This is a genomic window from Actinomyces sp. S6-Spd3 (genome assembly GCF_000758755.1).
Classification (GTDB): Bacteria; Actinomycetota; Actinomycetes; order Actinomycetales; family Actinomycetaceae; genus Pauljensenia.
In genome coordinates, this window is record NZ_JRMV01000281.1 from 524,375 (window position 1) to 547,236 (window position 22,862).

15 protein-coding genes and 1 tRNA gene are annotated in these 22,862 nt (G+C 54.5%); 5 read left to right on the top strand and 11 right to left on the bottom strand.

Going from position 1 to position 22,862, the window contains the following annotated elements:
- The first annotated feature begins 11 nt into the window (after positions 1-11).
- The gene (locus HMPREF1627_RS09535) at positions 12-1,925 is read left to right on the top strand and encodes an AMP-dependent synthetase/ligase (RefSeq protein ID WP_034503401.1); all 1,914 of its coding nucleotides are present in this window, start codon (positions 12-14) and stop codon (positions 1,923-1,925) included.
- 61 nt (positions 1,926-1,986) lie between these two features.
- Here the strand turns inward: HMPREF1627_RS09535 and uvrA are convergent, their stop codons facing one another.
- Genes uvrA through HMPREF1627_RS09550 form a run of 3 tightly spaced genes read right to left on the bottom strand, consistent with a single transcriptional unit; the run spans position 1,987 to position 8,275 of the window.
- Positions 1,987-4,827 carry an excinuclease ABC subunit UvrA gene (uvrA, locus tag HMPREF1627_RS09540; protein ID WP_034503403.1) on the bottom strand — a complete coding sequence of 947 codons (2,841 nt, stop codon included), beginning with the start codon at positions 4,825-4,827 and terminating at the stop codon, positions 1,987-1,989.
- Between the two features lie 47 nt (positions 4,828-4,874).
- On the bottom strand, positions 4,875-7,286 hold the full coding sequence (locus HMPREF1627_RS09545) for an HAD-IC family P-type ATPase (RefSeq protein ID WP_034503405.1): 2,412 nt from the start codon (positions 7,284-7,286) through the stop codon (positions 4,875-4,877).
- 5 nt (positions 7,287-7,291) lie between these two features.
- Positions 7,292-8,275 (bottom strand): TerC family protein, encoded by a 984-nt coding sequence (locus HMPREF1627_RS09550; RefSeq protein ID WP_034503407.1) that lies wholly within the window; start codon positions 8,273-8,275, stop codon positions 7,292-7,294.
- Between the two features lie 210 nt (positions 8,276-8,485).
- Between HMPREF1627_RS09550 and HMPREF1627_RS09555 the strand changes: the two genes are divergently transcribed.
- Entirely contained in the window at positions 8,486-9,400 is a 915-nt protein-coding gene (locus HMPREF1627_RS09555; RefSeq protein ID WP_034503410.1) for a hypothetical protein, read from the top strand.
- Here HMPREF1627_RS09555 and HMPREF1627_RS09560 read toward each other — a convergent pair.
- The 4 genes from HMPREF1627_RS09560 to coaE form a co-directional block, all read right to left on the bottom strand.
- Positions 9,376-10,119 (bottom strand): CDP-alcohol phosphatidyltransferase family protein, encoded by a 744-nt coding sequence (locus HMPREF1627_RS09560; RefSeq protein WP_034503412.1) that lies wholly within the window; start codon positions 10,117-10,119, stop codon positions 9,376-9,378. The two genes, HMPREF1627_RS09555 and HMPREF1627_RS09560, sit on opposite strands and share 25 nt — an antisense overlap.
- Before the next feature lie 90 nt (positions 10,120-10,209).
- On the bottom strand, positions 10,210-12,321 hold the full coding sequence (gene uvrB, locus HMPREF1627_RS09565) for an excinuclease ABC subunit UvrB (protein ID WP_034503415.1): 2,112 nt from the start codon (positions 12,319-12,321) through the stop codon (positions 10,210-10,212).
- 192 nt (positions 12,322-12,513) lie between these two features.
- Positions 12,514-14,334 carry a family 16 glycosylhydrolase gene (locus tag HMPREF1627_RS10885; protein WP_052040920.1) on the bottom strand — a complete coding sequence of 607 codons (1,821 nt, stop codon included), beginning with the start codon at positions 14,332-14,334 and terminating at the stop codon, positions 12,514-12,516.
- 253 nt (positions 14,335-14,587) lie between these two features.
- Positions 14,588-15,262 (bottom strand): dephospho-CoA kinase, encoded by a 675-nt coding sequence (gene coaE, locus HMPREF1627_RS09575; protein ID WP_034503741.1) that lies wholly within the window; start codon positions 15,260-15,262, stop codon positions 14,588-14,590.
- A gap of 99 nt (positions 15,263-15,361) precedes the next feature.
- On the opposite strand from coaE, the gene brnQ reads away from it, so the two are divergent.
- The gene (gene brnQ, locus HMPREF1627_RS09580; RefSeq protein ID WP_081940815.1) at positions 15,362-16,714 is read left to right on the top strand and encodes a branched-chain amino acid transport system II carrier protein; all 1,353 of its coding nucleotides are present in this window, start codon (positions 15,362-15,364) and stop codon (positions 16,712-16,714) included.
- Between the two features lie 255 nt (positions 16,715-16,969).
- Here brnQ and rpsA read toward each other — a convergent pair whose 3' ends face one another.
- Positions 16,970-18,427: a 30S ribosomal protein S1 gene (gene rpsA / locus HMPREF1627_RS09585; protein ID WP_009409460.1), complete on the bottom strand. Its 1,458-nt coding sequence runs from the start codon at positions 18,425-18,427 to the stop codon at positions 16,970-16,972.
- A 127-nt stretch (positions 18,428-18,554) separates the two neighbouring features.
- Complete coding sequence (gene polA, locus HMPREF1627_RS09590; RefSeq protein ID WP_034503745.1) at positions 18,555-21,236, bottom strand: DNA polymerase I; 2,682 nt, start codon at positions 21,234-21,236, stop codon at positions 18,555-18,557.
- Positions 21,237-21,264: 28 nt separating this feature from the next.
- On the opposite strand from polA, the gene HMPREF1627_RS09595 reads away from it, so the two are divergent.
- Positions 21,265-21,684, top strand: coding sequence for a PaaI family thioesterase (locus HMPREF1627_RS09595; protein ID WP_081940816.1), 420 nt, complete (start codon positions 21,265-21,267; stop codon positions 21,682-21,684).
- A 46-nt stretch (positions 21,685-21,730) separates the two neighbouring features.
- On the opposite strand, the gene HMPREF1627_RS09600 is transcribed toward HMPREF1627_RS09595, so the two are convergent.
- Complete coding sequence (locus HMPREF1627_RS09600; protein WP_034503417.1) at positions 21,731-22,321, bottom strand: ANTAR domain-containing response regulator; 591 nt, start codon at positions 22,319-22,321, stop codon at positions 21,731-21,733.
- Positions 22,322-22,394: 73 nt separating this feature from the next.
- On the opposite strand from HMPREF1627_RS09600, the gene HMPREF1627_RS09605 reads away from it, so the two are divergent.
- Positions 22,395-22,468: transfer RNA gene (locus tag HMPREF1627_RS09605), tRNA-Leu, on the top strand.
- Positions 22,469-22,645: 177 nt separating this feature from the next.
- Here HMPREF1627_RS09605 and HMPREF1627_RS09610 read toward each other — a convergent pair.
- Positions 22,646-22,861, bottom strand: coding sequence for a hypothetical protein (locus HMPREF1627_RS09610; protein WP_173656060.1), 216 nt, complete (start codon positions 22,859-22,861; stop codon positions 22,646-22,648).
- Between the last annotated feature and the right edge of the window lies 1 nt (position 22,862).

Below are 22,862 nucleotides of genomic sequence, written 5' to 3' on the forward strand. Positions count from 1 at the left end.
AGGGAAAACAGATGACAGTACGCAGGCTTGCAGACGGTTCGTGGGAGTCTCCGGCTACGCGACAGGCAACTCCCGAAATGAACATTCCGAAGATGCTTCGCTTGCGTGCTGAAAACTACCCCTCACAGGTAGCGATCGAACGCCGCTCTCCGGTTGGGGCGTGGCGGCCGGTCACCATTGATCAGTTTTTAGCTGATGCGGACTCTCTTGCGCGCGGATTGATTGCTCTGGGGCTTGAGCCGGGAGAGCATCTGGCAATCCTCGCACCCACATCCTACGAGTGGGCACTCGTTGACGTTGCCGCCCTGTCGTGTGGAGCAATCACCGTACCGATCTACGAAACAGACTCGGCTGTCCAGATTGCCCATATTCTCAAAGATGCCGACGTTCGCATTGTCATCACTGCGACATCTCAACAAGCTGAGCTTGTCCAGTCTGTTCGCACTGAGCGCGTTCGGCAGATCTTATCGATCGACAAGGGTGCTCAAAGGGTCTTGGCTCAGGCCGGGATTGAAGTACCGATTGAAAAAGTTCGAGAGCGCACTGACGCAGTAGCACTCGAGGACGAAGCAACGATCATTTACACCTCCGGAACCACCGGTGTTCCCAAGGGCGTCGTGCTGACTCACGGCAATTTCATTAGCCCAATGCTTCAGGCCTACGACTTCTTGCCTCTCCTCATTAACGACCCGCGTTCTCGTTCGCTCCTGTTTTTGCCTGTCGCACACGTCCTCGCACGTTTTGTCATGTACTGTTTGCTGGCAGGTCAAGGGGTCGTTGCTTTCTCCCCTGATACACGCAACTTGGTTGATGACATCGCCACATTCAAGCCGAGTATGCTTCTTGTCGTTCCGCGTGTTTTGGAGAAGGTTTTCAATGCCGCTTCGGCCAAAGCTGGCGGTGGTTTCAAGGGACGTATGTTCTCCTGGGCCGCCCAGCAAGCACGTGCACTATCTCAAGCCACTGCGTACGCGAACACCCCCAAACCCGAATCCCTGGTTGCAGGTCCGCTCCCCGACACGACGCCGGTGCCTGACGCCTCGGAAATCCCCTCGCCCGGCCCTTCGACATTGCTCAAGATTCGCGGTCGAGTCGCCGACGCTTTGGTCCTCTCGAAGGTCAAGGCGATTCTCGGCCCCAATCTGCACACGATTATTTCGGGTGGTGCTCCTCTAGCTCTCGACCTCGCGAATTTTTACCGTGGTTTGGGTATTACGCTCCTGCAGGGCTACGGGCTCTCCGAAACAACTGGTCCGATCACTGTCGAGACCCCGGAAGATTTTCCCCCAGACAGCGTTGGGTTCGTGTGGCCGGGTAACCAAGCAAAGTTGGCTTCCGATGGTGAGCTCCTTGTCCGCGGGATCTCCGTTTCGCGCGGGTACCATAATCTTCCCGAGGCGACAGCTGAGGCCTTCGTTGACGGCTGGTTTAGGACTGGGGATCTTGCTTCGATTGACGATCGAGGCCACGTACGGATTACCGGCCGTAAGAAGGAATTGATCGTCACTGCGGGTGGTAAGAATGTTTCTCCAGAGATTTTGGAAGATGCTCTTTCCACTCATCCCCTCATCGCAAACATTATCGTCGTCGGCGATAACCGCCCCTATATTGGCGCGCTCATCTCCCTAGATACCGAGATGCTCCCCGAGTGGCTTCGCTCGCATGGACTGCCCATCGTGGATGCGGCACAAGCTGCCGAACTCCCGGCAGTTCGTGAGTCTTTGGAACGCGCGATCGCCCGGGCGAATAAGAAGGTCTCACGCGCGGAGTCGATTCGACGCTATCGCATTGTTAATGCCGCCTTCACCGTGGAGAACGGCTATATGACTCCCTCTTTGAAGCTGAAGCGACGTCGAGTACTGGCAGACTTTGCCGATGAGGTAGAAGCGCTCTACGAATCCGGGACGACTCCCGAAGCTCAGTAAAGTTGTGCGGGGCGGCTAGAGAGTATCTAGTCGCCCCGTTGTTTATGCAACTGAGAAGTGCTTACTTCCCGTTGAAGATCTCTGCCAAGAATTGACCGGTAAAGGACTCCTCGACCTGTGCAACTTCTTCAGGAGTACCTTCGGCAACAACAGTGCCGCCTCCGCTGCCTCCTTCAGGTCCCATGTCGATCACCCAGTCAGCACTCTTAATGACATCCAAGTTGTGCTCAATAACGATAACCGTATTGCCCTTGTCAACGAGGCTTTGCAAGACGAGCAGCAACTTGCGGATATCTTCCGTATGCAAACCCGTCGTAGGTTCGTCGAGAACGTAGACAGTACGGCCAGTTGAGCGTCGTTGGAGTTCTGAGGCGAGTTTTACGCGTTGCGCTTCACCGCCCGACAGCGTGGTCGCCGCCTGGCCGAGGCGCACATAGCCCAATCCAACTTCCACCAAAGTGTTCAGGTGGCGCGCGATACGCGAGATCGGCGCGAAGAACTCTGCGGCCTCGGCAATGGGCATATTGAGAACGTCAGCGACGCTCTTTCCCTTGTACAAGATCTCCAGCGTTTCGCGGTTATAGCGAGCGCCATGGCAGACTTCGCAGGGAACGTAGACGTCCGGAAGGAAGTTCATCTCGATCTTAAGAGTGCCGTCGCCCTTGCAGGATTCGCACCGACCTCCCTTGACGTTGAAGGAGAAGCGGCCCGGACCGTAGCCACGTAACTTCGCTTCAGGGACCTCAGCAAAGAGTTTACGGATCTGATCCCACACACCTGTATAGGTCGCGGGGTTAGAACGCGGCGTCCGACCGATCGGCGACTGGTCGACATGCACGACCTTATCGAGCTCATCGGTTCCAGTAACCGAGCGATGTCGTCCGGGAACGAGGCGTGCACCGTTGAGGCGCGTTGCCAGTGAACGGTAGAGAATCTGGTTGACCAGAGTCGACTTTCCCGAACCTGATACACCTGTTACGGCAATAAATGTTGAGAGTGGGAAGGAAACCGTCACATCTTTCAGGTTGTTCTCGTAGGCACCCTTCACCGTAATTTGTCGCTGGGGATCTCGCGGACGCCTAGTGGCGGGAACAGAAATTGAGCGCTTTCCACTTAAATATTGACCGGTCAGAGAACGCTTATTCTGGCGAAGTTCGTCAAGCGTTCCACTGTGGACAATCCACCCACCGTTCTCGCCAGCGCCAGGACCAACGTCAACAATCCAGTCAGCTGCTTCAATCGTCTCTTCGTCGTGTTCGACAACGATCAGAGTATTTCCAAGATCGCGAAGTCTTTCCAAGGTCGCAATAAGCTTGCGATTGTCGCGTTGGTGAAGACCGATTGAGGGTTCGTCGAGAACATAGAGCACCCCGACAAGGCCTGAACCGATCTGTGTCGCGAGACGGATGCGCTGCGCTTCCCCGCCGGAAAGGGTGGCGGCGCCTCGTGAAAGGGTCAGATAAGACAAGCCAACGTCAACGAGGAAGTTCAAACGCGCACGAATCTCAGTCAAGATCGGTGCGGCAATGACCGAGGACCGCTGCTCAAACTCAACATGATCCAGATGGCTCTTCGCCTGACTGATCGACAGATCCGATAGCTGCGCAATCGATAAATCACCTACGGTGACGGCAAGAACTTCCGGACGAAGCCGAGCTCCATGGCACGCACTACAGGGCACCTCGCGCATGTAGGAGTCCATCCGGTCAACCACAAGCTGTGATTCAGTTTCTTCTTTCTTGCGCTGAATGTAGGTCAGTGCGCCTTCGAACCCGGTCGTGTAGGAACGTTCGCGTCCCCAACGGTTTCGGAACTTAACCTTTACCTCGTAATTGCGACCGTTGAGGATGGCATCGCGAACTTCAGCAGGGAGATCTTTCCACGGAGTGTCCATGGAGAATCCGAGTTCTTGAGAAAGCGCCGTCAGAAGGTGCTTGTGGTACTTAAAATTCGAATTCCAGACAATGACAGCACCCTGTGCGAGAGAAAGCTCCTCATCTGGAACGACAAGTTCGGGATCGACTTCAAGCTTCGAGCCAAGCCCTGAGCACTCCGGACACGCGCCGTAGGGAGCGTTGAATGAGAAGGTCCGTGGTTCAATCTCATCCAAAGTGAGTGGGTGGTCATTGGGGCACGAACGTTTCTCCGAATACTTACGGCGTCGCTCGGGATCATCCTCTTCCAGATCGATGCAATCAATCACGACAAGACCATCGGATAGACGCAGCGATGTTTCGACAGAATCGGTCAAGCGTTGACGCATACCTTCGCGGACAACAAGGCGATCAACAACGACTTCAATCGTGTGCTTGAGCTTCTTTTCGAGAGGAGGAACCTCTTCCAAACGCATCAATTGTCCGTCGACAATCGCACGTACATATCCGGAAGCTTTGAGTTCTTCAAGAAGATCTTGATATTCACCCTTGCGTCCGCGAACTACGGGAGCAAGTACCTGGAAGCGTGTTCCCTCCGGCATTGAGCGCACACGGTCGACAATCTGCTGTGGAGTTTGAGCTTGAATACGTGCGCCGCATGTTGGGCAATGCGCGATACCCGCGCGTGCATACAACAGACGCAGGTAGTCGTGGATCTCGGTAATTGTGCCCACCGTCGAGCGAGGATTACGCGATGTCGACTTTTGGTCGATCGAAACCGCCGGGGACAGCCCTTCGATGAAGTCAACGTCAGGCTTATCCATCTGGCCGAGGAATTGCCGTGCGTATGAGGACAAAGACTCAACGTAGCGTCGCTGTCCTTCGGCAAAAATCGTATCGAAAGCGAGAGAGGACTTGCCGGAGCCTGATAGTCCTGTAAAGACAATCATTGAATCGCGAGGGAGGTCAAGATCGACGCCCTTGAGATTGTGCTCGCGCGCACCGCGGACAATTAACTGATCATGCACTCAATCAGTTTACGTGTTGACACGTTCTTTTTCTCGAACATGTGTTCTTAATCGCGCGCGCGTCCTTCTTCTTCGGCTTCACGAAGTCGACCCAAATAGAGGACACGCGAGAACGCCTCAATCACGGCACCAGCACACAGTCCAGCACATACGATGACAAGCCACAAAGAAGCTGAAGGCCACTCAAATGCGAAGAAGTGACGGGCAACCGGAATGAAGACGCCGAGTACTCCCCCGGCGGCCATCGTACAGATGAGTGCAATGCGCCAAGGCACAAGAGGACGTGCAGTAATTGACAACAGCCATAGCCCCGCGATCAACACAGTAAGAGCTGCCGCCGTGGATCCTAGCGCGGTTCCATCTCCAACCGAAGAATAGACAGCAAGAGCACTGACGCCCAGAACAATGCCACTGGGAATGGCAAGAGAGAGAGTTCGCACGAGGAATCCCGGAACATAACGCCTATTGTTTGGCCCAAGCGCAATAAAGAACGCGGGAATGCCAATGGTCAAGGTGTCGACGTAGGTAAAGTGGCGCGGCAAGAATGGATAACGCCATGCGAAAATCGCGCTCAGAATCACAAAGAGCGTCGCGTAGGTTGTCTTGGCGAGGAACAGAGAAGAGACGCGCTCCATATTCGCCATGATGCGTCGACCTTCGCCCAGAACGCTCGGTAACACAGAGAACTTCTGATCAACCAAGACAAGCTGCGAAACGGCTTTTGTCGCTGCGGCCCCGTTACCCATTGCAATACCAAGATCCGCGTCTTTGAGTGCAAGGGCGTCATTAACGCCATCACCTGTCATCGCGACGCAGTGTTTTTGGGTCTGAAGAGCCTTGACCAACGCCCGTTTCTGTTCGGGAGTCACGCGCCCAAAGACATCAGTAGATTCAACGATCGCCAAGAATTCAGGTGAGGTCGGATCACTCGGAAGCTGCCGTGCATCAAATGCTTGAGGCGCATTGCCATCCGGCGATTGCAAACCAACTTGAGCTGCCAGCGCGGCAACAGTTGTCGGGCTATCACCAGAAATAATCCGGACGCGCACTCCTTGCCTACGAAAATATTCCAGCGTCTCACGGGCATCATCTCGAAGGTCTTCCTCAAGGACAAGCAACGCAAGAGGCATGGGACGCTCAGGAAGCGTCTGGTCCTGAATTCTTTCGCCAAAGCGAACGACGACGAGGACACGCAAGCCCTCTTCGGCGTACAAGCGGACTTTTTGACGAAGACCTTCAAGTTCCGCGATCCCATCGATGAGCATCTCGGGAGCACCCATGACAATCGAGGACTCTGCAGTCCCCCATGCCGCCCACTTTCGTGCCGAGGAGAAGGGAATCGTCCATGAATCTACACAATGTTCTAAGGGTAAGGAAGAATCTGAATCCAAGTACTCCTTCACCGCATGGGCAGTCGCATTGGTTTCGTCATCGTTCAGCACGCGAAGAGCAGTAAAAAGCTCCCCATCAAAATCGTGAGTCTCAAGGACTTCAAGCGAACGCAAACGAATCCCACCGGTCGTCAGCGTGCCAGTCTTGTCCAAACACAGAGCGTCCACACGGGCCAGAACCTCAACAGCCGGAAGTTCTTGAACAAGCGCGCCTCGACGGGCCAAAGTTGCTGATCCAATTGCGAAGTTCATCGAGGTCAGAAGCACCAAGCCCTGAGGGATCATTCCGACAACGCTTGCAACGGCCAAGACCAAAGCGTGCTGCCAGGCATGAGGAACTCCGTCACCGGCAATACGAGTCTGTGACCATAAGGTCAGCAGAATAATCGGCGGAAGCGCGACCGAAATAACGCGGAGAATCTTATTGATGCCCTGCTGAATCTCAGAAGTTGCCAAAGAGAAAGTTCGTGCGTGACGAGCGATTCCCTGCGCATACAGGTCAGCTCCCACCGCTTGGACGTGCATCAATCCAGAACCAGCAACAACCGATGTGCCTGCAAGAACTCGATCACCAATTTGCTTGAGGACGGGACGAGATTCGCCGGTGAGCATCGATTCGTCAATTTCGAGGCCAGATACCTCGAGGATTTCGCCGTCAGCGGCAATCTGGTCACCCAAACTGAGCTCGATGATGTCGTCAAGAACGATATCGTCAACATCGATCTGTTCAGTAAGGCCATCTCGACGTACCTGTGCCCGGGGCGCATCGACTATTGCAAGATTGTCTAGTGTCCGCTTCGCGCGCACTTCGGAGAAAATCCCGATGATCGCATTGATGATCATGATTCCGCCAAAAACTGCGTCTTGCCACGATCCAAAAACGATCACGATGACCATAGCAACGCTGAGGATTGCGTTAAACAGGGTCAGGACATTCGCTCGGATGATCGAGGCCAATGACCGCGAAGAGGGCAGCTTCGTGAGATTGACCTGCCCGGCCTGGCGTCGGGTTTCAACCTCTTGCGGCGTTAAGCCGGTAATTGCAGTTTCTGGCGTACTCGTTGTCACTAGGGCTAGCTCCTGGTCTTGTGGCGGCGAGAATGAATAAGCGAAGTAATAACGGTGACGATTAACGTCGTGGCAATAACACCCAAAGAAATGGGAATACCAATCTCTGGTACGGAGTGGATTGGCTGGCCGCCGTTAATGAAGGGCACAGAGTTCTCGTGCATGGCATGAAGAACAAGCTTGATGCCAATGAATCCCAAAATCACAGCAAGGCCATAGTTCAGGAAGACAAGCTTCTCCAAAAGACCGTCAATGAGGAAGAAGAGCTGGCGAAGGCCAAGAAGCGCGAAGGCATTGCAGGCGAAGACTAAATAGGACTCAGTCGTAAGGCCAAGAATCGCAGGAATTGAATCGAGGGCGAACATCAGGTCTGCTGACCCCAGTGCGAGAACGACTAAGAAGAGCGGGGTAACGGAAGTACGCCCGCTATGCCGATAAAAGAAGCGATCACCGATGTAGCCATCGGTCACCGGGAAGATGCGGCGGACAAAGCGGACAAAGCCGTTCTCTTCGACTTCTTCTTCCTCTTCCGATGCGCCTTCCCGTGCCTGGGAATAGGCGGTCCACAAGAGCCACGCACCAAAGAAGAAGAACATCCACGTGAACCGATTAACAAGCGTGACACCGACAACGATGAAGAAAGCACGGAAGATCAGCGCCAAGATAATGCCTGCCAATAATGCCTTCTGCTGGAATTCGCGAGGAACCCTAAAGGAAGACATGATGATGACGAAGACAAAAAGATTATCCAGCGACAGCGACCATTCCATGATGTAGCCGCTGTAGAACTGGATTGCAAAACTTGGACCATAGATGGCCCAGATAGCAACACCGAAAGCAGCAGCAAGAGCAACGTAGCCCAAAGTCCACGCTGTCGCTTCTTTCATCGATGGCGCATGAGGTTTGCGTACATGTCCAACAATATCGGTCGTAATCAGTGCAATTACGACGATGGCCAGGCCAATCCAACCAAGGATGTGTACGTCCACAAGTGACCTTTCAGGGAGTGAGGCTTGAGGTCTCTTCCCACCCATAATTGGGCGGCAACACCGGGTACCGAGGCGATACCGCGTTGACGATGGTGCGCTTCGTGGGAGTACTCCCCTCACTCATAGAGTAACAACGATTCTGCTCACACTCCTACATAAGAATGCCAAGTCGTTAAGAGCTTCACACCGCAGTGCTCTAAACTCGTTGGAGTGAGCGTTAAAGACCCTGCAGCCCAGATTTCCCGACTGCGTCGCCTGAAGGAGACCCTTTTCGGGTCAACCCAGGCTCCTTTCGAACTCCCGGTCGTACGCTCGTGCGCATTTGATACCACTCGCCTCGCTCACGCCGCCGGCGTCTCGCGCCTCGCTGAATTGGGTCGGCGTGAAGTACGTGAACTTGATCCTTCTATCCTTGCAGACACCGATCTCTTCTTTACCGAAGTACGCAATGCTCTGGAGCACCGCGGAATTATCTGGCTCATCGGCCCCATTAATCGTGAGGATCTCAAGCGTCTCGCCGGTCCTTTGTTCCATCTTTTTGTCAACGTCGGCGCCGAGCACTCCAAAGAGCAAACAGTCTTTGCCTTGCGAGTCAGCAAGCTCGTTCACGAACTGCTTCCGGACCCACGCTTCCGCGAGGCTCTCCAAGGAATGAATGCAACGCGAACGCCACACGGCCTCGTCCACCAAATCGAAGCCAGCGGGGTCACGGTCTATAAACGTTCACTGATCACCCGAATCCTCAAAGATCCACGTGTGTGGGTCTACCTCGTGGTTTTTGTGTACTCCTCGCTGCGCGCCTTACCGGTGATCTTCGTCCCGCAATTCCACGGATCAGTCCTTGTCCTATGGTCGATTGATGTCTTGACCGCACTTCCCTACACGTGGGGAATCCTGGCCATGATCACCGCTTCGAGGCCATTGGAGCGCTACGCCGGCGCAATCGTCGCACTCGTAACCTTCATAGCGCCATACGTTTACTTCTGGATCCACGGACGCGGGTATCCGGGATCGGTTGTTGTCATTGTTGCTCTGATGATCCTCGCGTCAATCGCAACTGAAGTTTGGCGCTCTGTTCAGAACTCGCGACTGGTGAAACGCTACTCCGCGTCACGCAATTCTTGAGGAATCCCTTGGATGGAACGGATTGCGCTCACTACGAGAATCCAGATTCCAGCAACCCACCAAATCCCTGTGAGGATAATCGGCCGCACAGGGGCGTAGGCAACGAGCGCCGCCGTCGCAGCAACCCACACCAGTGCCGCCACAATATTGATTGCACGCAAACGCCCCACTCGGAATGGATGAACAAAGGCGATCGGCGCGACCGTCAGCACAGCCAAAATAACCGTGGCAACAAGGTTGAAAACCGCGCAAGTTTGGAAAATCCACATAATCGCGGCTACGACATTCCAGGCGGCAGGGAATCCCATGAAGTAGTGGTCGGGAGTCTTCAGCGACACATTGCAGTAGCAGAACATCGATGAGACGCAGACCAGCAGGGCCATGGCAATACCGAGTGTGCGTGATCCAAAAGGAAGATGGAAGACCATGAACAGAGCGGGGATAAAAGTCCACGTGAGATAGTCGACGATATTGTCTAGAGTTGCCCCATCGAAGCCAGGCGCGTATTCACTCACGCGCACGGCCCGCGCAATCGAACCATCGACGGCGTCAACAAGAAGCGCGATTCCCAGCCACAACCACATATGGCGGATATGCCCTTCGAAAAGAGCAATCGTTGCGAGTGCCGCCCAAACAACACCGGTCAGAGTAAAGGCATGAGCGCCCCATGCCATGGCACGCCTGGTGAAAGGAAGGGGACGCGTTTGCGTGTGCGCCATCGTAGACACAATCGACTCCCAAAGTCGCGAACAAGAACATACCTATCTTAAGCGGTTCTCGAAGCGATACCTACCACTTTCCACAACTACTTAGTTGGCGGCTTTCATCGCTCTCAGTTCTTTCTTCAGCTCACTGAGTTCATCACGAAGCCTTGCCGCAAGCTCGAATTGAAGATCCTGAGCGGCTTCCATCATCCGATCAGAAAGCTGACGGATCAGTTCTTCCAAGTCACTCTCGGCCATCTGAGCAAGTTCTTCACGTGTGCGCGTTGAGCCTTCTTGGCCCGCAAACGAAGCCATCTCATCAGCGCGAATATCACTTGCCGTGCGTTCGCGCCTATATCCGCCCTCGAGGAGCTCCGCTGTGTCAACTTCTTCACGAGCGAGCATGTCCGTAACATCTGCAATCTTTTTGCGTAGAGGCTTGGGATCAATACCGTGTTCGGTGTTGTAGGCAATCTGAATTTCACGGCGTCGCTCAGTTTCGTCGATTGCAGCACGCATCGAATCAGTGATGTCATCGGCGTACATGTGAACTTCACCAGAGACATTTCGCGCGGCGCGCCCAATGGTCTGAATGAGAGAACGCGTCGAACGCAGGAATCCTTCCTTGTCGGCGTCCAAGATTGAAACGAGAGAAACTTCGGGAAGATCCAGGCCTTCCCTCAAGAGATTAATTCCCACAAGAACGTCGAAAGTTCCCAAACGCAACTCGCGTAAAAGTTCAACGCGTCTGAGAGTATCGACATCTGAGTGCAGGTATTCAACCTTCACTCCGCGCTCGGCAAGGTACGTCGTCAGGTCCTCAGCCATCTTCTTTGTCAGTGTTGTCACAAGAACGCGTTCGTCACGCTCGACCCGCTCACGAATCTGCTCAAGGAGGTCATCGACTTGACCTCGAGTCGGCTTGACCACAACCTTCGGATCAACAAGTCCTGTGGGGCGAATGATCTGTTCCACTACCCCATCGGACCTATCGAGCTCATAGGATCCTGGCGTAGCTGAGAGGTAAACGGTTTGACCAATACGCTCGGTAAATTCATCCCATTTGAGCGGCCTGTTATCCATCGCCGAAGGCAAGCGGAACCCATGCTCGACCAATGTACGTTTACGCGACATATCCCCTTCAAACATGGCTCCGATTTGAGGAACTGTCACATGCGATTCGTCAATGACGAGCACAAAGTCGTCAGGGAAATAATCGAGAAGGGTATGAGGCGGGGTGCCAGCCTCGCGCCCATCAATATGGCGTGAGTAGTTTTCAACGCCCGCACATGTCCCGATCTCTTTGAGCATCTCTAAGTCATAGCTTGTGCGCATTCGCAGACGCTGCGCCTCGAGCAATTTCCCTTGCGATTCAAACCATTCAAGACGCTCTTCAAGCTCCGCCTCAATCGAAGCAATTGCACGTTTCATTCGTTCTTCGCCCGCAACGTAGTGCGAGGCGGGAAACAGATACACATGATCGACTTCTTTAATAACATTGCCGGTGACAGGATGGAGCACAGCCAGAGAATCGATCTCATCGCCAAACATTTCAATCCTGATTGCCAGTTCCTCGTAGACGGGAATGATCTCGACCGTATCCCCACGCACTCTGAAGGTCCCACGCGTAAATCCAAGGTCATTTCGCGCGTACTGCATGGAAATGAACGCCCGCAGGAGGTCATCACGGTCAATCGTCATTCCCCGACTCAGTTCAATCATTCGCGCGACATATTCTTCCGGCGTACCAAGGCCGTAAATACACGACACCGAGGAAACGACGACGGTATCGCGACGAGTAAGCAATGAGTTTGTCGCACTGTGACGTAGCCGCTCAACTTCTTCGTTAATCGATGAGTCTTTTTCAATGAACGTATCGGTCTGGGGAACGTAAGCTTCAGGCTGGTAGTAGTCGTAGTACGAAACGAAGTACTCGACCGCGTTTTTGGGCAGCAACTGCCGAAACTCCGCAGCAAGCTGCGCAGCTAAGGTCTTGTTGGGTTCCAAGACCAATGCCGGACGTTGGATCTCCTCGATGAGCCACGCGGTTGTCGCACTTTTCCCGGTTCCCGTTGCCCCCAGCAGGACGATGTCTTGTTCGCCCGCGCGAAGTCTCTCGGCGAGTTCGTGAATAGCCTTCGGCTGGTCACCCGATGGGGTGTATTCAGAAATTACTTCAAAGGGGTATTCCTGACGAAGGATGGGGGTATCACTCATAGTCTTAGGCTAAGGACTTCTGCGAGGTTCTGCGCGTTCACCACTGCGAAGATACGAAACTATAGTCTCGAGGAAACGTCATCATTGTTTTCATCCACCGCAAATAGGGGTCGGTGCAGGTGTTCTTCGAGATGAAGATTACCTACACCGACCCCTGCGCACAGTCCTAGCAGGTTGCTTGGAAGCTATGCCTCATTTACGCCGAGGACTCATGTGTTGAGCGGTTGCAGGCGTCGGCCAAGCGAGCATCAGCACTCCCACTACTGCCAAGAGCCCAGCGAACACAAACCCAAGGGAGGAACTTCCTGTTGCGGCAAGTGTGCGTGCAGAACTTGGATTTTGAGCAGAGTCAGCCTGTTCGTTTCGCGCGACAGCGGAGTTTTGCGCCTCTGCCTCATTGGTGGACGTGAGTGCGCTTCGATCGCTGCCAAGCACGCTGAGATGCGAAGCTTCCGGAAGAAGCTGCGAGAGCGCTGGTCGCTCATTTGGCGCTAAAGCATCAGGCTGGCTCACCGATGTGTCTGCCGCGCCTTCGGTTGAAGGATTCGCAGGGGCTTCAGATGGTGCCGATGCTGTCGTTTCAGGACGCGTAGGCAGGGCTGAGCTTGCTGCTTCCGTGGGCTGCGCCGGCGCCGTAGCATCGGCGCTTCGACGAGCTCGAGGCGGACGTTGAGTAGTTGCAGAGGCTACCGGTTCCGAGGCCGTGGGCTGAGTAGAGGGAACTACAGTAGTTGGTCGCGGCGTAGCCTTGGGATCATCGGAAGGCTTGGGCGCCGAAACAGTCGGTACCGGCATGGGTGCGATCGAGGCCGTGGGCTGGGCAGAGGGCGCTGCGCTCGTTGGCTGAGCAGGCGCGCTCGGCTGCGCTGTTACTACACTCGAAGGCTGAGGGGCCGCAGTAGTCGGCATGGGAGCAGGCGCAGTCGTCACAGTCGGTTGAACGCTAGGTTCTGGATCTGCGGTAGCCGTTGAGGGAAGCGGGGCCGGTTCGCTCGTGGCATTGCCGTTCTTCTTCCACACACGGACGTAGTCAACGAGCATGTCAGAACCAGCACCTTGATAGGCTTCCTTGAACTTAATCGCATCGGTGTACGTCGTATCACCACGCTCAGAGGCTAGGAAAGAACCGCCAACCATGTGGTTGAGACGAAGCACCATGCCGTTGGCATCGTTGATAAAGGGGTTATCCCCTTTAACTTGATCGTAAGTGACGGTGTGTCCCCGCTTCCCATCCAAATAGAAGGTGATTGAGTTCCCGTTCTTTTCCACACCATAGGTATGGAACTGAGTCTGCGAAGTACCATTGCCCCCGAGCTGTCCCATGTGTTGCTCAGTCTTTTGAGGATTACCGACCCGAGGCGTATGAACATTCGCTTGGAGGAAATTCGGATCCCATCCTTTAGCTTCTACAACGTCAATCTCACCGTGAGCCGGGAATGATGCCGGGGCAATACCGGTCATCCAAAATGCTGGCCACGACGCAACGGCATTAGGGAGTTTGATACGCGCCTCAGCATAGAAGTCGCCATATGCAGCGTATTTAATACCTTTGTTGTCGCGCGTCTGCACCATTGCTGAAGTGAAAGGAGCTTTGTAGGTTTCGGAGCGCCCATTAACCGTCCGAGTGCATTCGCGGTCGACCGTGACCATTGAACGCGAACGGCTGTCATACTTTTGACGCGTCGGCTCGTACTTCGCTGTCAAATGGAGGTTTCCACCCGAGACAGACGCATTCTCCTTCGAATCGGTGTACTGGGCCTGTGAGCGCGTCTTCGGATCGAAGCAGGAGTATTCGTATCCCCACTTCGAGGTGTCAAGTTCATTTCCGGTGAATTCATCCTGAAAGATCAGAGTGTTGTATCCCAGGGCTTGAACTTCATTGGGAGTCGGCTGAACATCCCCTGCGCTCGCAAAGGACAATCCCCCTACCGTCATCGCAGCGCCGAGCGTGAACGCTCCAAGCGTACGCACAGCTCTATTCCCCGAAAAACGATTCGTCTTTACGTGTGCCATTTATCCTCATCCCTGCGGCAAATGTCGACTGCGAAACCAGAGATCATCCCGTATCGCGTACAAGAAGCTGCTGAATCAATAGGGCAGCGCGATCTCTGAATTCCGGTGCTCAGGCCGATACCGGTTTACTTACATGTTCAAATCTATAGTTGCAGGTAAACCTGGTTTTTCCTGAGTGATTTCCGGATGAATAGTTGAAGATTTCCCATTGAAATAATGGGAAAACTGGGCGAATACTGAAGCCTATATTCGGTTAAATCCCCGAGCGGCTCAGCCAACGCGCAACGAAGCTACGGGTCAGATCTGTCAGATCTTCTTCACTGCCTGAGTTGTCGACCCATATCGACGCAAGTTCCCGCCGCTGCTCATCACTTATTTGTCTGCTGATTCGCACTGCCGCTTCTTCCCTGCTGACCCCGCGTTTCTCCAAACGCTCAAGACGCACATCCATTGGGGCCCTCACCATAATGACACCATCGAAGGCAGCAGCGTCTTCGCGCTTTGTCAGTAGCGGCACATCATAGACAGCGAGCTTTCCGTCTCCAGCTTGTGCAAGACGTTCGTGCGCCAAAGCAGCGATTGCTGGATGAGTGAGTGAATTGAGAAGAGCTGTACCCTCGGGTGAAGAAAAAGCACGCTGCGCTAAGAGCTGTCGGTCAAGGACCCCGTCTGCTCCGGCAAGGTCACGCCCAAAACTCGCAAGCACCGCCTCGTACACCGGATGCTCGGGGGAAAGCACCTCGCGCGCAAGTACGTCCGCGTCGACAATGTGCGCGCCGAGGCCTCGTAAAGCATGCGCAAGCGTGGACTTCCCAGCGCCGATTCCCCCGCTGAGAGCAAGCACGTGAGACGGTCCCAAGGGATGCGCCGCGGGAATCGCTCGTAAAAGAGTGGCGCTCGATGAACCTGAGCGAATGAGAGTGTTCACATCTGAAGCGTAGAACAATGAACACCACTTGGCTAAAGTGGCATGAAATGACAGAATCTCAGGGGTACTTATAACTTCTATAGGGTTTGAAGCAAAATTGTGACTGAATCGACGACGACTACACAAAGCAAGCGTTCGCAGGGAACGGGCTTGCTGATCGCAACATCGCTGACGCTGTTTTCGATGTTCTTTGGTGCGGGAAACCTGATTTTCCCTCCAATTATGGGAGCGAACTCTGGCTCTCACTTTAACTTGGCGATGATTGGCTTCCTCATCGGTGGCGTCGCGCTTCCCGTCATTGCGATCATTGCAATTGCATTATCGGGAAGTGACCTGCGTGACCTGTCTGGGCGCGGCGGAAAGTTTTTTGGAATTGCTTTCTCATGCATGGTGTATCTGTCGATCGGCGCCTTCTATGCCCTTCCACGAACCGGTGCTGTTTCTTTCTCGACGGCCGTAGCACCGTTGATTCATTCAACCGCTTTTGTTTCATCGTTGATCTTCAACGCCTGCTTCTTCGGCGTCGCTTTGTTCTTGTCGTGGAACCCGAGGCAGATCATCCACCACCTCGGTAAAATCCTGACTCCTGTTCTGCTTGTTCTGCTCGTACTCTTGGTTTTCTTGTCTTTGGCGAAGCTACCGCCTTCAGACGCTGCTCCGGTCGGGCAGTACGCAAGCGCTCCCCTAACCGCAGGGCTCCTTGATGGCTACATGACGATGGATTCCATCGCAGCTCTTGCTTTTGGAATTATCGTTGTTGCGTCTTTCGATCAAGGGGAAGGCGGGCTCAGCGGGATCAAGCTCGTTCGCAAGACCAGCTCTGCTGGTGTAATCGCAGGCATTCTTCTTGGCCTGGTCTACGTTGGACTCGGCCTGATCGGCCACGTGATTCCCAATGGTCAGGGCTATTCTGATGGCGCTGCGCTCCTAGCCGATGCCTCCCGAATCACCATGGGAACTGCTGGACAGGTCGTCTTTGGGTTGATTGTTCTCACCGCATGCATGACAACTGCGGTAGGTCTTCTTGCCGCGACCTCGGAGTTCTTCGAGCGGCTTATTCCTCGAATCCCCTACAAGACATGGCTCGTTGGCTTCACGATCATTTCATTCGTCTTGGCATCGGCCGGTCTCAAGGCAGTCCTGAACGTCGCAGTGCCAATTATTACTTTCCTTTACCCGATCGCAATCTCAATCATCTTCGTGACGATCGTCACGCATCCGCTGCGCTACTCCATGCGCATTCATTGGACATTCCGTCTGGGCGTCTGGGTTGCCAGCCTATGGTCACTTCTGACCACCGCAATCTCGCTTGGGATCTTGACCTTCGCATCTCCTTTGCTTGCGTGGAGCCCCGGGCAGGATCTTCAGCTTGGATGGGTTCTTCCCTCATTGGGCGCAGCTCTTCTTGGCTTGTTCACTGATATCGTCTTATCCAAGCGCGCTCAGGCGTAGTCCTTGCGCTCTTGTACTGAAGTGGCCCGTCTCTTACGAGACGGGCCACACTCTTAGCTTGAATTACTGAAGGAACGCTTCTTCTTGCGCTTCAATGCAGAATCTGGACCCGAAAATGCGGTTATTTCACTAGCAGTTCATGCCAATGATTCGTCTGCACAATGACAGCAGCACAGTCTGAACAATCGCAAAAAACTGAGGCCCCGGTTTTCACCGGGGCCTCAGAACTGACTATGAGCGCTTAGGCGCTGTGATTCAGTTGTTGGTCAGCTTCTCACGAAGTGCTGCAAGTGCCTCGTCGGAGGCAAGGGTGCCTTCGGAGTCGACCGGGGTCGAGTAGGAAGCCTGCTCTTCAACAGCAGGAGCTGCTTCGGCGTCTTCTTCCAGAGCCTTTGCAACCTGTGCCTTGTGGGCTTCCCAACGAGCCTGAGCCTGTGCGTACTGAGCTTCCCAAGCCTCGCGCTGGGCCTCGTAGCCTTCCATCCATTCCTGGGTTTCGGGATCGAAGCCTTCGGGGTACTTGTAGTTGCCCTCTTCGTCGTACTCAGCGGCCATACCGTAGAGCGAAGGATCGAACTCTTCAGAGTTGGGATCAACGCGCTCGTTGGCCTGCTTCAGGGACAGCGAAATGCGACGGCGCTCGAGGTCGATATCGATAACCTTGACGAAGACCTCATCGCCAACCTTGACGACCTGCTCGGGCAGCTCGACGTGACGCTGAGCGAGCTCGGAGATGTGAACCAGACCTTCGATTCCGTCTTCAACACGCACGAATGCGCCGAAGGGAACGAGCTTGGTGACCTTGCCGGGCACAACCTGGCCGATGGCGTGGGTGCGTGCGAAGGTCTGCCACGGATCTTCCTGGGTGGCCTTGAGCGAGAGCGACACGCGCTCGCGGTCCATGTCGACGTCCAAGACCTCGACGGTGACTTCCTGACCAACCTCGACAACCTCTGAGGGGTGATCGATGTGCTTCCACGAGAGCTCGGAGACGTGAACCAGACCGTCAACGCCACCAAGATCAACGAAAGCACCGAAGTTCACGATGGAGGACACGACACCACTGCGAACCTGACCCTTCTGGAGGGTGTGCAGGAAGTTGGTACGAACCTCAGACTGAGTCTGCTCAAGCCATGCGCGGCGAGACAGAACAACGTTGTTGCGGTTCTTGTCCAGCTCAATGATCTTGGCTTCGATCTCACGGCCGATGTAGGGCGCGAGATCACGAACGCGACGCATTTCAACGAGGGATGCGGGGAGGAAGCCACGCAGGCCGATGTCGAGGATCAGGCCGCCCTTGACGACCTCGATGACGGTACCGGTAACAACACCGTCTTCTTCCTTGACCTTCTCGATCTGTCCCCAGGCGCGCTCGTACTGTGCGCGCTTCTTGGACAGGAGCAGGCGACCTTCCTTGTCCTCCTTCTGGAGAACCAGGGCCTCGATCTGATCACCAACGGCAACCACATCATCCGGGTTGACATCGTGCTTGATGGAAAGCTCGCGAGAGAGGATGACACCCTCGGTCTTGTAGCCAATGTCAAGAAGGACCTCATCGTGGTCAACCTTGACGACAGTGCCCTCGACGATGTCGCCATCGTTGAAGTACTTGATGGTCTCGTCAATAGCGGCGAGCAGGTCCTCGCGGGACCCAATGTCGTTCACTGCAACCTGGGGCGTTGAAACTGCCGGCTGCGAGTTGGTGCTGGTCATGTAGTTGTGTTCTCCGAAACGGACGTATTACTAGATATGGACAATTGCGGCTGCAGGGCGCAAATGGCTATTGCACACAGCAGTACCTTGAGCATTCTAACAGAATAGGACCGAAAGTCCACCCACCCTAGTGCGCAGCATCCTTCCATGTCGGGCCAAACCCAATCGCTACTTCCAGTGGAACTCGTAGAGACATCACGCCTTCCATTCCCTCGCGGACCAGTTGACGCAGTTTCTCTTCTTCTCCCGGTGCAACCTCGAAGAGCAATTCGTCATGGATTTGGACCAGCATCCTCGATCTCAGACCCGAGTCTTTGAGCTGTGCGTGCACATCCAGCATCGCCATTTTGACAATATCGGCGGCGCTTCCTTGAATCGGAGCGTTCAGCGCGGCTCGTTCAGCCATCTCGCGTCGCGTTCGATTCGCCGAATGCAAATCCGGAAGATAACGCCTGCGTCCACGAATTGTCTGTGTCCATCCCCATCGGCGAGCTTCGTCTACAAGGCCTTCAAGGTAATCACGGACACCGCCGAAGCGTTCGAAATAGCGATCACGCAGGGCCGCGGCCTCGTGAACGGGAATCTGAAGCTGTGCAGAAAGACCGTAGGCGGACAAACCGTAGGCAAGTCCATAGGACGTTGCCTTAATTCGCGAGCGTTCTTCGGCCGTTACATCTTCCGGCTCAACTCCGAAGACCATTGCTGCCATAGTGCGGTGGAGGTCCTCCCCCGAAGAGAAGGCATCGATCAGCCCTGGGTCTTGCGACATATGCGCCATGATCCGCATTTCGATTTGAGAGTAATCCGCGCTCATGAGATTCGTATACGGCTCTTGCGCAACAAACCCACCACGAATCCGCAGGCCGTCGGCGCTACGCGCAGGGATATTCTGCAAATTCGGTTCAGACGAGGCCAAACGCCCCGTCGCTGCAGCGGTTTGCGAAAAAGTCGTATGAATACGTTGGTCGACACCAATGCTCGAAATCAAACCATCGACCATCTGCTTGAGCTTGATGCGGTCACGATGGACAAGTAGGTGACGCAGGAAATCATTTCCAGTTTTTTCGAAGAGATCCGTCAAGGCCTCGGCGTTAGTCGTGTACCCAGTCTTCGTCTTCTTCGTCTTGGGCAGAGCAAGTTCCTCAAAGAGCACAGTTTGGAGCTGTTTAGGAGATGAGAGATTAACTTCGTGCCCCAGCACGTCCCATGCCCCACGCTGCGCCGTGTCAACATCCAAAGCAAGTTCATGAGAAAGGGCTGTCAAGAAATCTTCATCGACACCGATCCCGCATTTCTCCATCTGCGCGAGCAAGACCGCAACTGGCATTTCCAAATCATCCAGCAGATGTGACTGGTCACTTTCTTTAAGCTTCTCAGCAAGGATGACGTCAAGAGAATGCATTCGCGCAGCGTCTTCGGCTAGCTTCTGAGCGCGCTCATCACTGATTCCAACCTCAAAGAGAGTTGTGCTGTCTTTCTTCTCTTGCGAGTCAACACCTAAATACCGAGCAAAAAGCTGGTCGAGTTGATACCCGCGGTGTTCCGAATTCACCAAATAGGCAGCGAGAAGAAGATCAGTATGTGCTTTACCGAGCGTCCAACCACGCGCTCCCAAAGCATGAATGCAGCCCTTCAGATCGTGAAGAATCAGGCCGTCTTCACTGAGAATTGAGGCAAGAGCCTGATCTTGCTGTGCCGAGAGCAAAGCGGTGTCAACAACCAGCGCATCAGTCGCCGTCGCAAGTGCAATAGCACTCGCTTCCGGAGCGTTCACGCTGAGCGTGCCATCAACCAAGAGTGCAAGCTGTCCCGGATGCTCTCTACGCCATTGATCAACTAAGGTCGCCTCATCAGCAATCGCCCACGACACCTGTGGTTGCTCAGCGGGCATCGAGACTTCGGCCTCGTCATCGTCACTGGCACTCCCCAAACCAATCTTCGCCACCGAAAGGACTCGAGAGCGCAGAGAACGAAACTCCAGGGCATCACACAGCTGGCTGAGCGCCTGGCGGTCGGTTACTTCGCGGCGCAAGTCCGTGATGTCACACTCAAGGTCCATGTCAGTCAGCAGGTGGTTCAATCGACGGTTGCGTCGCACGTCCTCGAGGTGCTCGCGCAACGCTTCGCCCCGCTTGCCCGTGATCTTGTCCGCGTTCTCCAAGAGATTGTCGAGGCCGTCGAAACGGTTGATCCACTGGGCTGCAGTCTTCGGACCGACACCGGGTACGCCCGGGAGATTGTCGGAAGTTTCTCCGACCAGTGCGGCGATTTCCGGGTATCGGTAAGGAGGGACCCCATATTTTGCTTCAACGCTTTGCGGGGTCATCTCACGCAAGTCACCCGGGCTCATTCCCGGGTAGAGAACGGTCACGCTATCGGTGACAGTCTGGAAACTATCGCGATCCCCCGAGGCAACATAGACGCGCATATCCGCATCTGCCGCACGTTTCGCAAGAGTGGCAAGGATATCGTCTGCCTCGAAGCCTTCCCGTGACAGTGAGCGAATACCCATCGCACTCAGCAGATCCCGAATCAGCTCGATTTGGCCCTTAAATTCTTCAGGTGTTGCGTCTCGTGTTCCCTTGTATTCGGGATACTCATCGGTACGGAAGGAATGACGCGAGACATCGAAAGCAACCGCAATATGGCTGGGCTGATAGCTCTCCAACAATTTGATGAGCATCGATGCAAAACCATAGACCGCATTTGTGTGTTGTCCTTGGGCTGTCACGAACTTATCCGCAGGCAGGGCATAAAATGCACGAAAGGCCATTGAATGACCATCGATGACAAGCATTGTCTCCTTCATAGAAGACACACTACGGCGAGAGGGCACGATGCACACTTTGAATGCAGAGAATGATCGGATTGATAACTGGGCGGATACCCTCATGTCACGTCTGGGCATCCGCCTGATTTCGGCTTCCGCCCAAAGTACCCTTGCCGAAATGCCAATTGCTGGCAACACTCAGCCCCGTGGTCTTCTACATGGTGGAGCCAGCGCCGCGCTTGCGGAAACAGTGGCTTCCCACGCCGCCCAGATTCACGCGCATTCTCTTTATGGCGAGGCCGGCGTCGCCGTGGGCGTCGAGCTGAACATTTCACATATTGCCCCCGGTCGAGGCGACTGGGTTCGTGCGTGCGCTACGGCGGTCCACTTGGGTAAGAGCTCGACTGTTCACACTGTGACTATCACAGATGAACACGATCAAACCCTTGCTGTGGCACGCGTATCGAATCGCGTGTTGCATAACTAAGGGCGCGAGCCAATGCTCGCGCCCTTAGAGAAGTTCTGTGTGGTCCTTAGCCTTCGACCTGATTAATCACGGCATCGGCGACCTCACGCATCGAAAGCCTGCGATCCATAGAAGTCTTCTGAATCCAGCGGAAGGCATCAGGCTCGCTCATCCCCATATTCTTCATGAGGAGACCTTTCGCGCGATCAACACGTTTGCGAGTTTCAAAACGATCAGTGAGATCTGCAACCTCTTCTTCAAGGGATTCGATTTCCTGATGGCGCGAAAGAGCAATCTCAACTGCAGGGATAAGATCTGCGGGGCTGAAGGGCTTCACAACGTAGGCCATTGCTCCAGCATCACGAGCACGTTCGACGAGTTCTGTCTGGCTAAAGGCAGTGAGCATGACGACTGCACACGAGAGTTCAGCAAGAATCTTCTCTGCTGCGGTGATGCCATCCATCTTCGGCATCTTGACATCCATGACACACAGGTCCGGCTCAAGCTCGAGAGCAAGCTGGACGGCCTCTTCACCGTTGGAAGCTTCCCCGACAATCTCGAAACCGGCACCGGTGAGCGTCTCCACAATATCGAGGCGAATCAGGCCCTCATCTTCCGCGACAAGAACGCGGCGCGGCTGTGCAACTTCTTCACTCATGTCGTCTTCCTTGTACGATAGTTTGTCACTAGCACCGGTTATATCTTATCCTTATTAGCGCGCTTGCGCTGTTGCCCCGATAGCCCAATTGGCAGAGGCGGTCGGCTCAAACCCGGCTTGTTGTGGGTTCGAATCCCACTCGGGGTACGAATATGTATCATATTTTCGTCAGTGGCTTTGAGATCACAATGATCTCAAAGCCACTTTTTCTTGCAATCACGCGGAAACAGTGATGCGCATCAGCGAGGTAAATCCATCAAATAAACGTCAACCCCGCCAAGCAATTAAGTTGACGGAGTTGACGTTAGAGAGACAAATCACATCTCAGGCTGCTGGGATAAGCTCCAAGCCCAAGAATTCTGCAGCTCGATCACGCATTTCAGGGCGTTCCAAGTCATTGAGCGCCTCCTGAATCTTCTGATCGGTCCAATCCTGATACCAAGGACGGACAGCCTCGCTCAGCTGCGAAACCGGAACATTGAGCGCCTGGTAGCGACCCTGCGCGGCACGAACCGAAATCTGTGTATTCATTTGATTCATT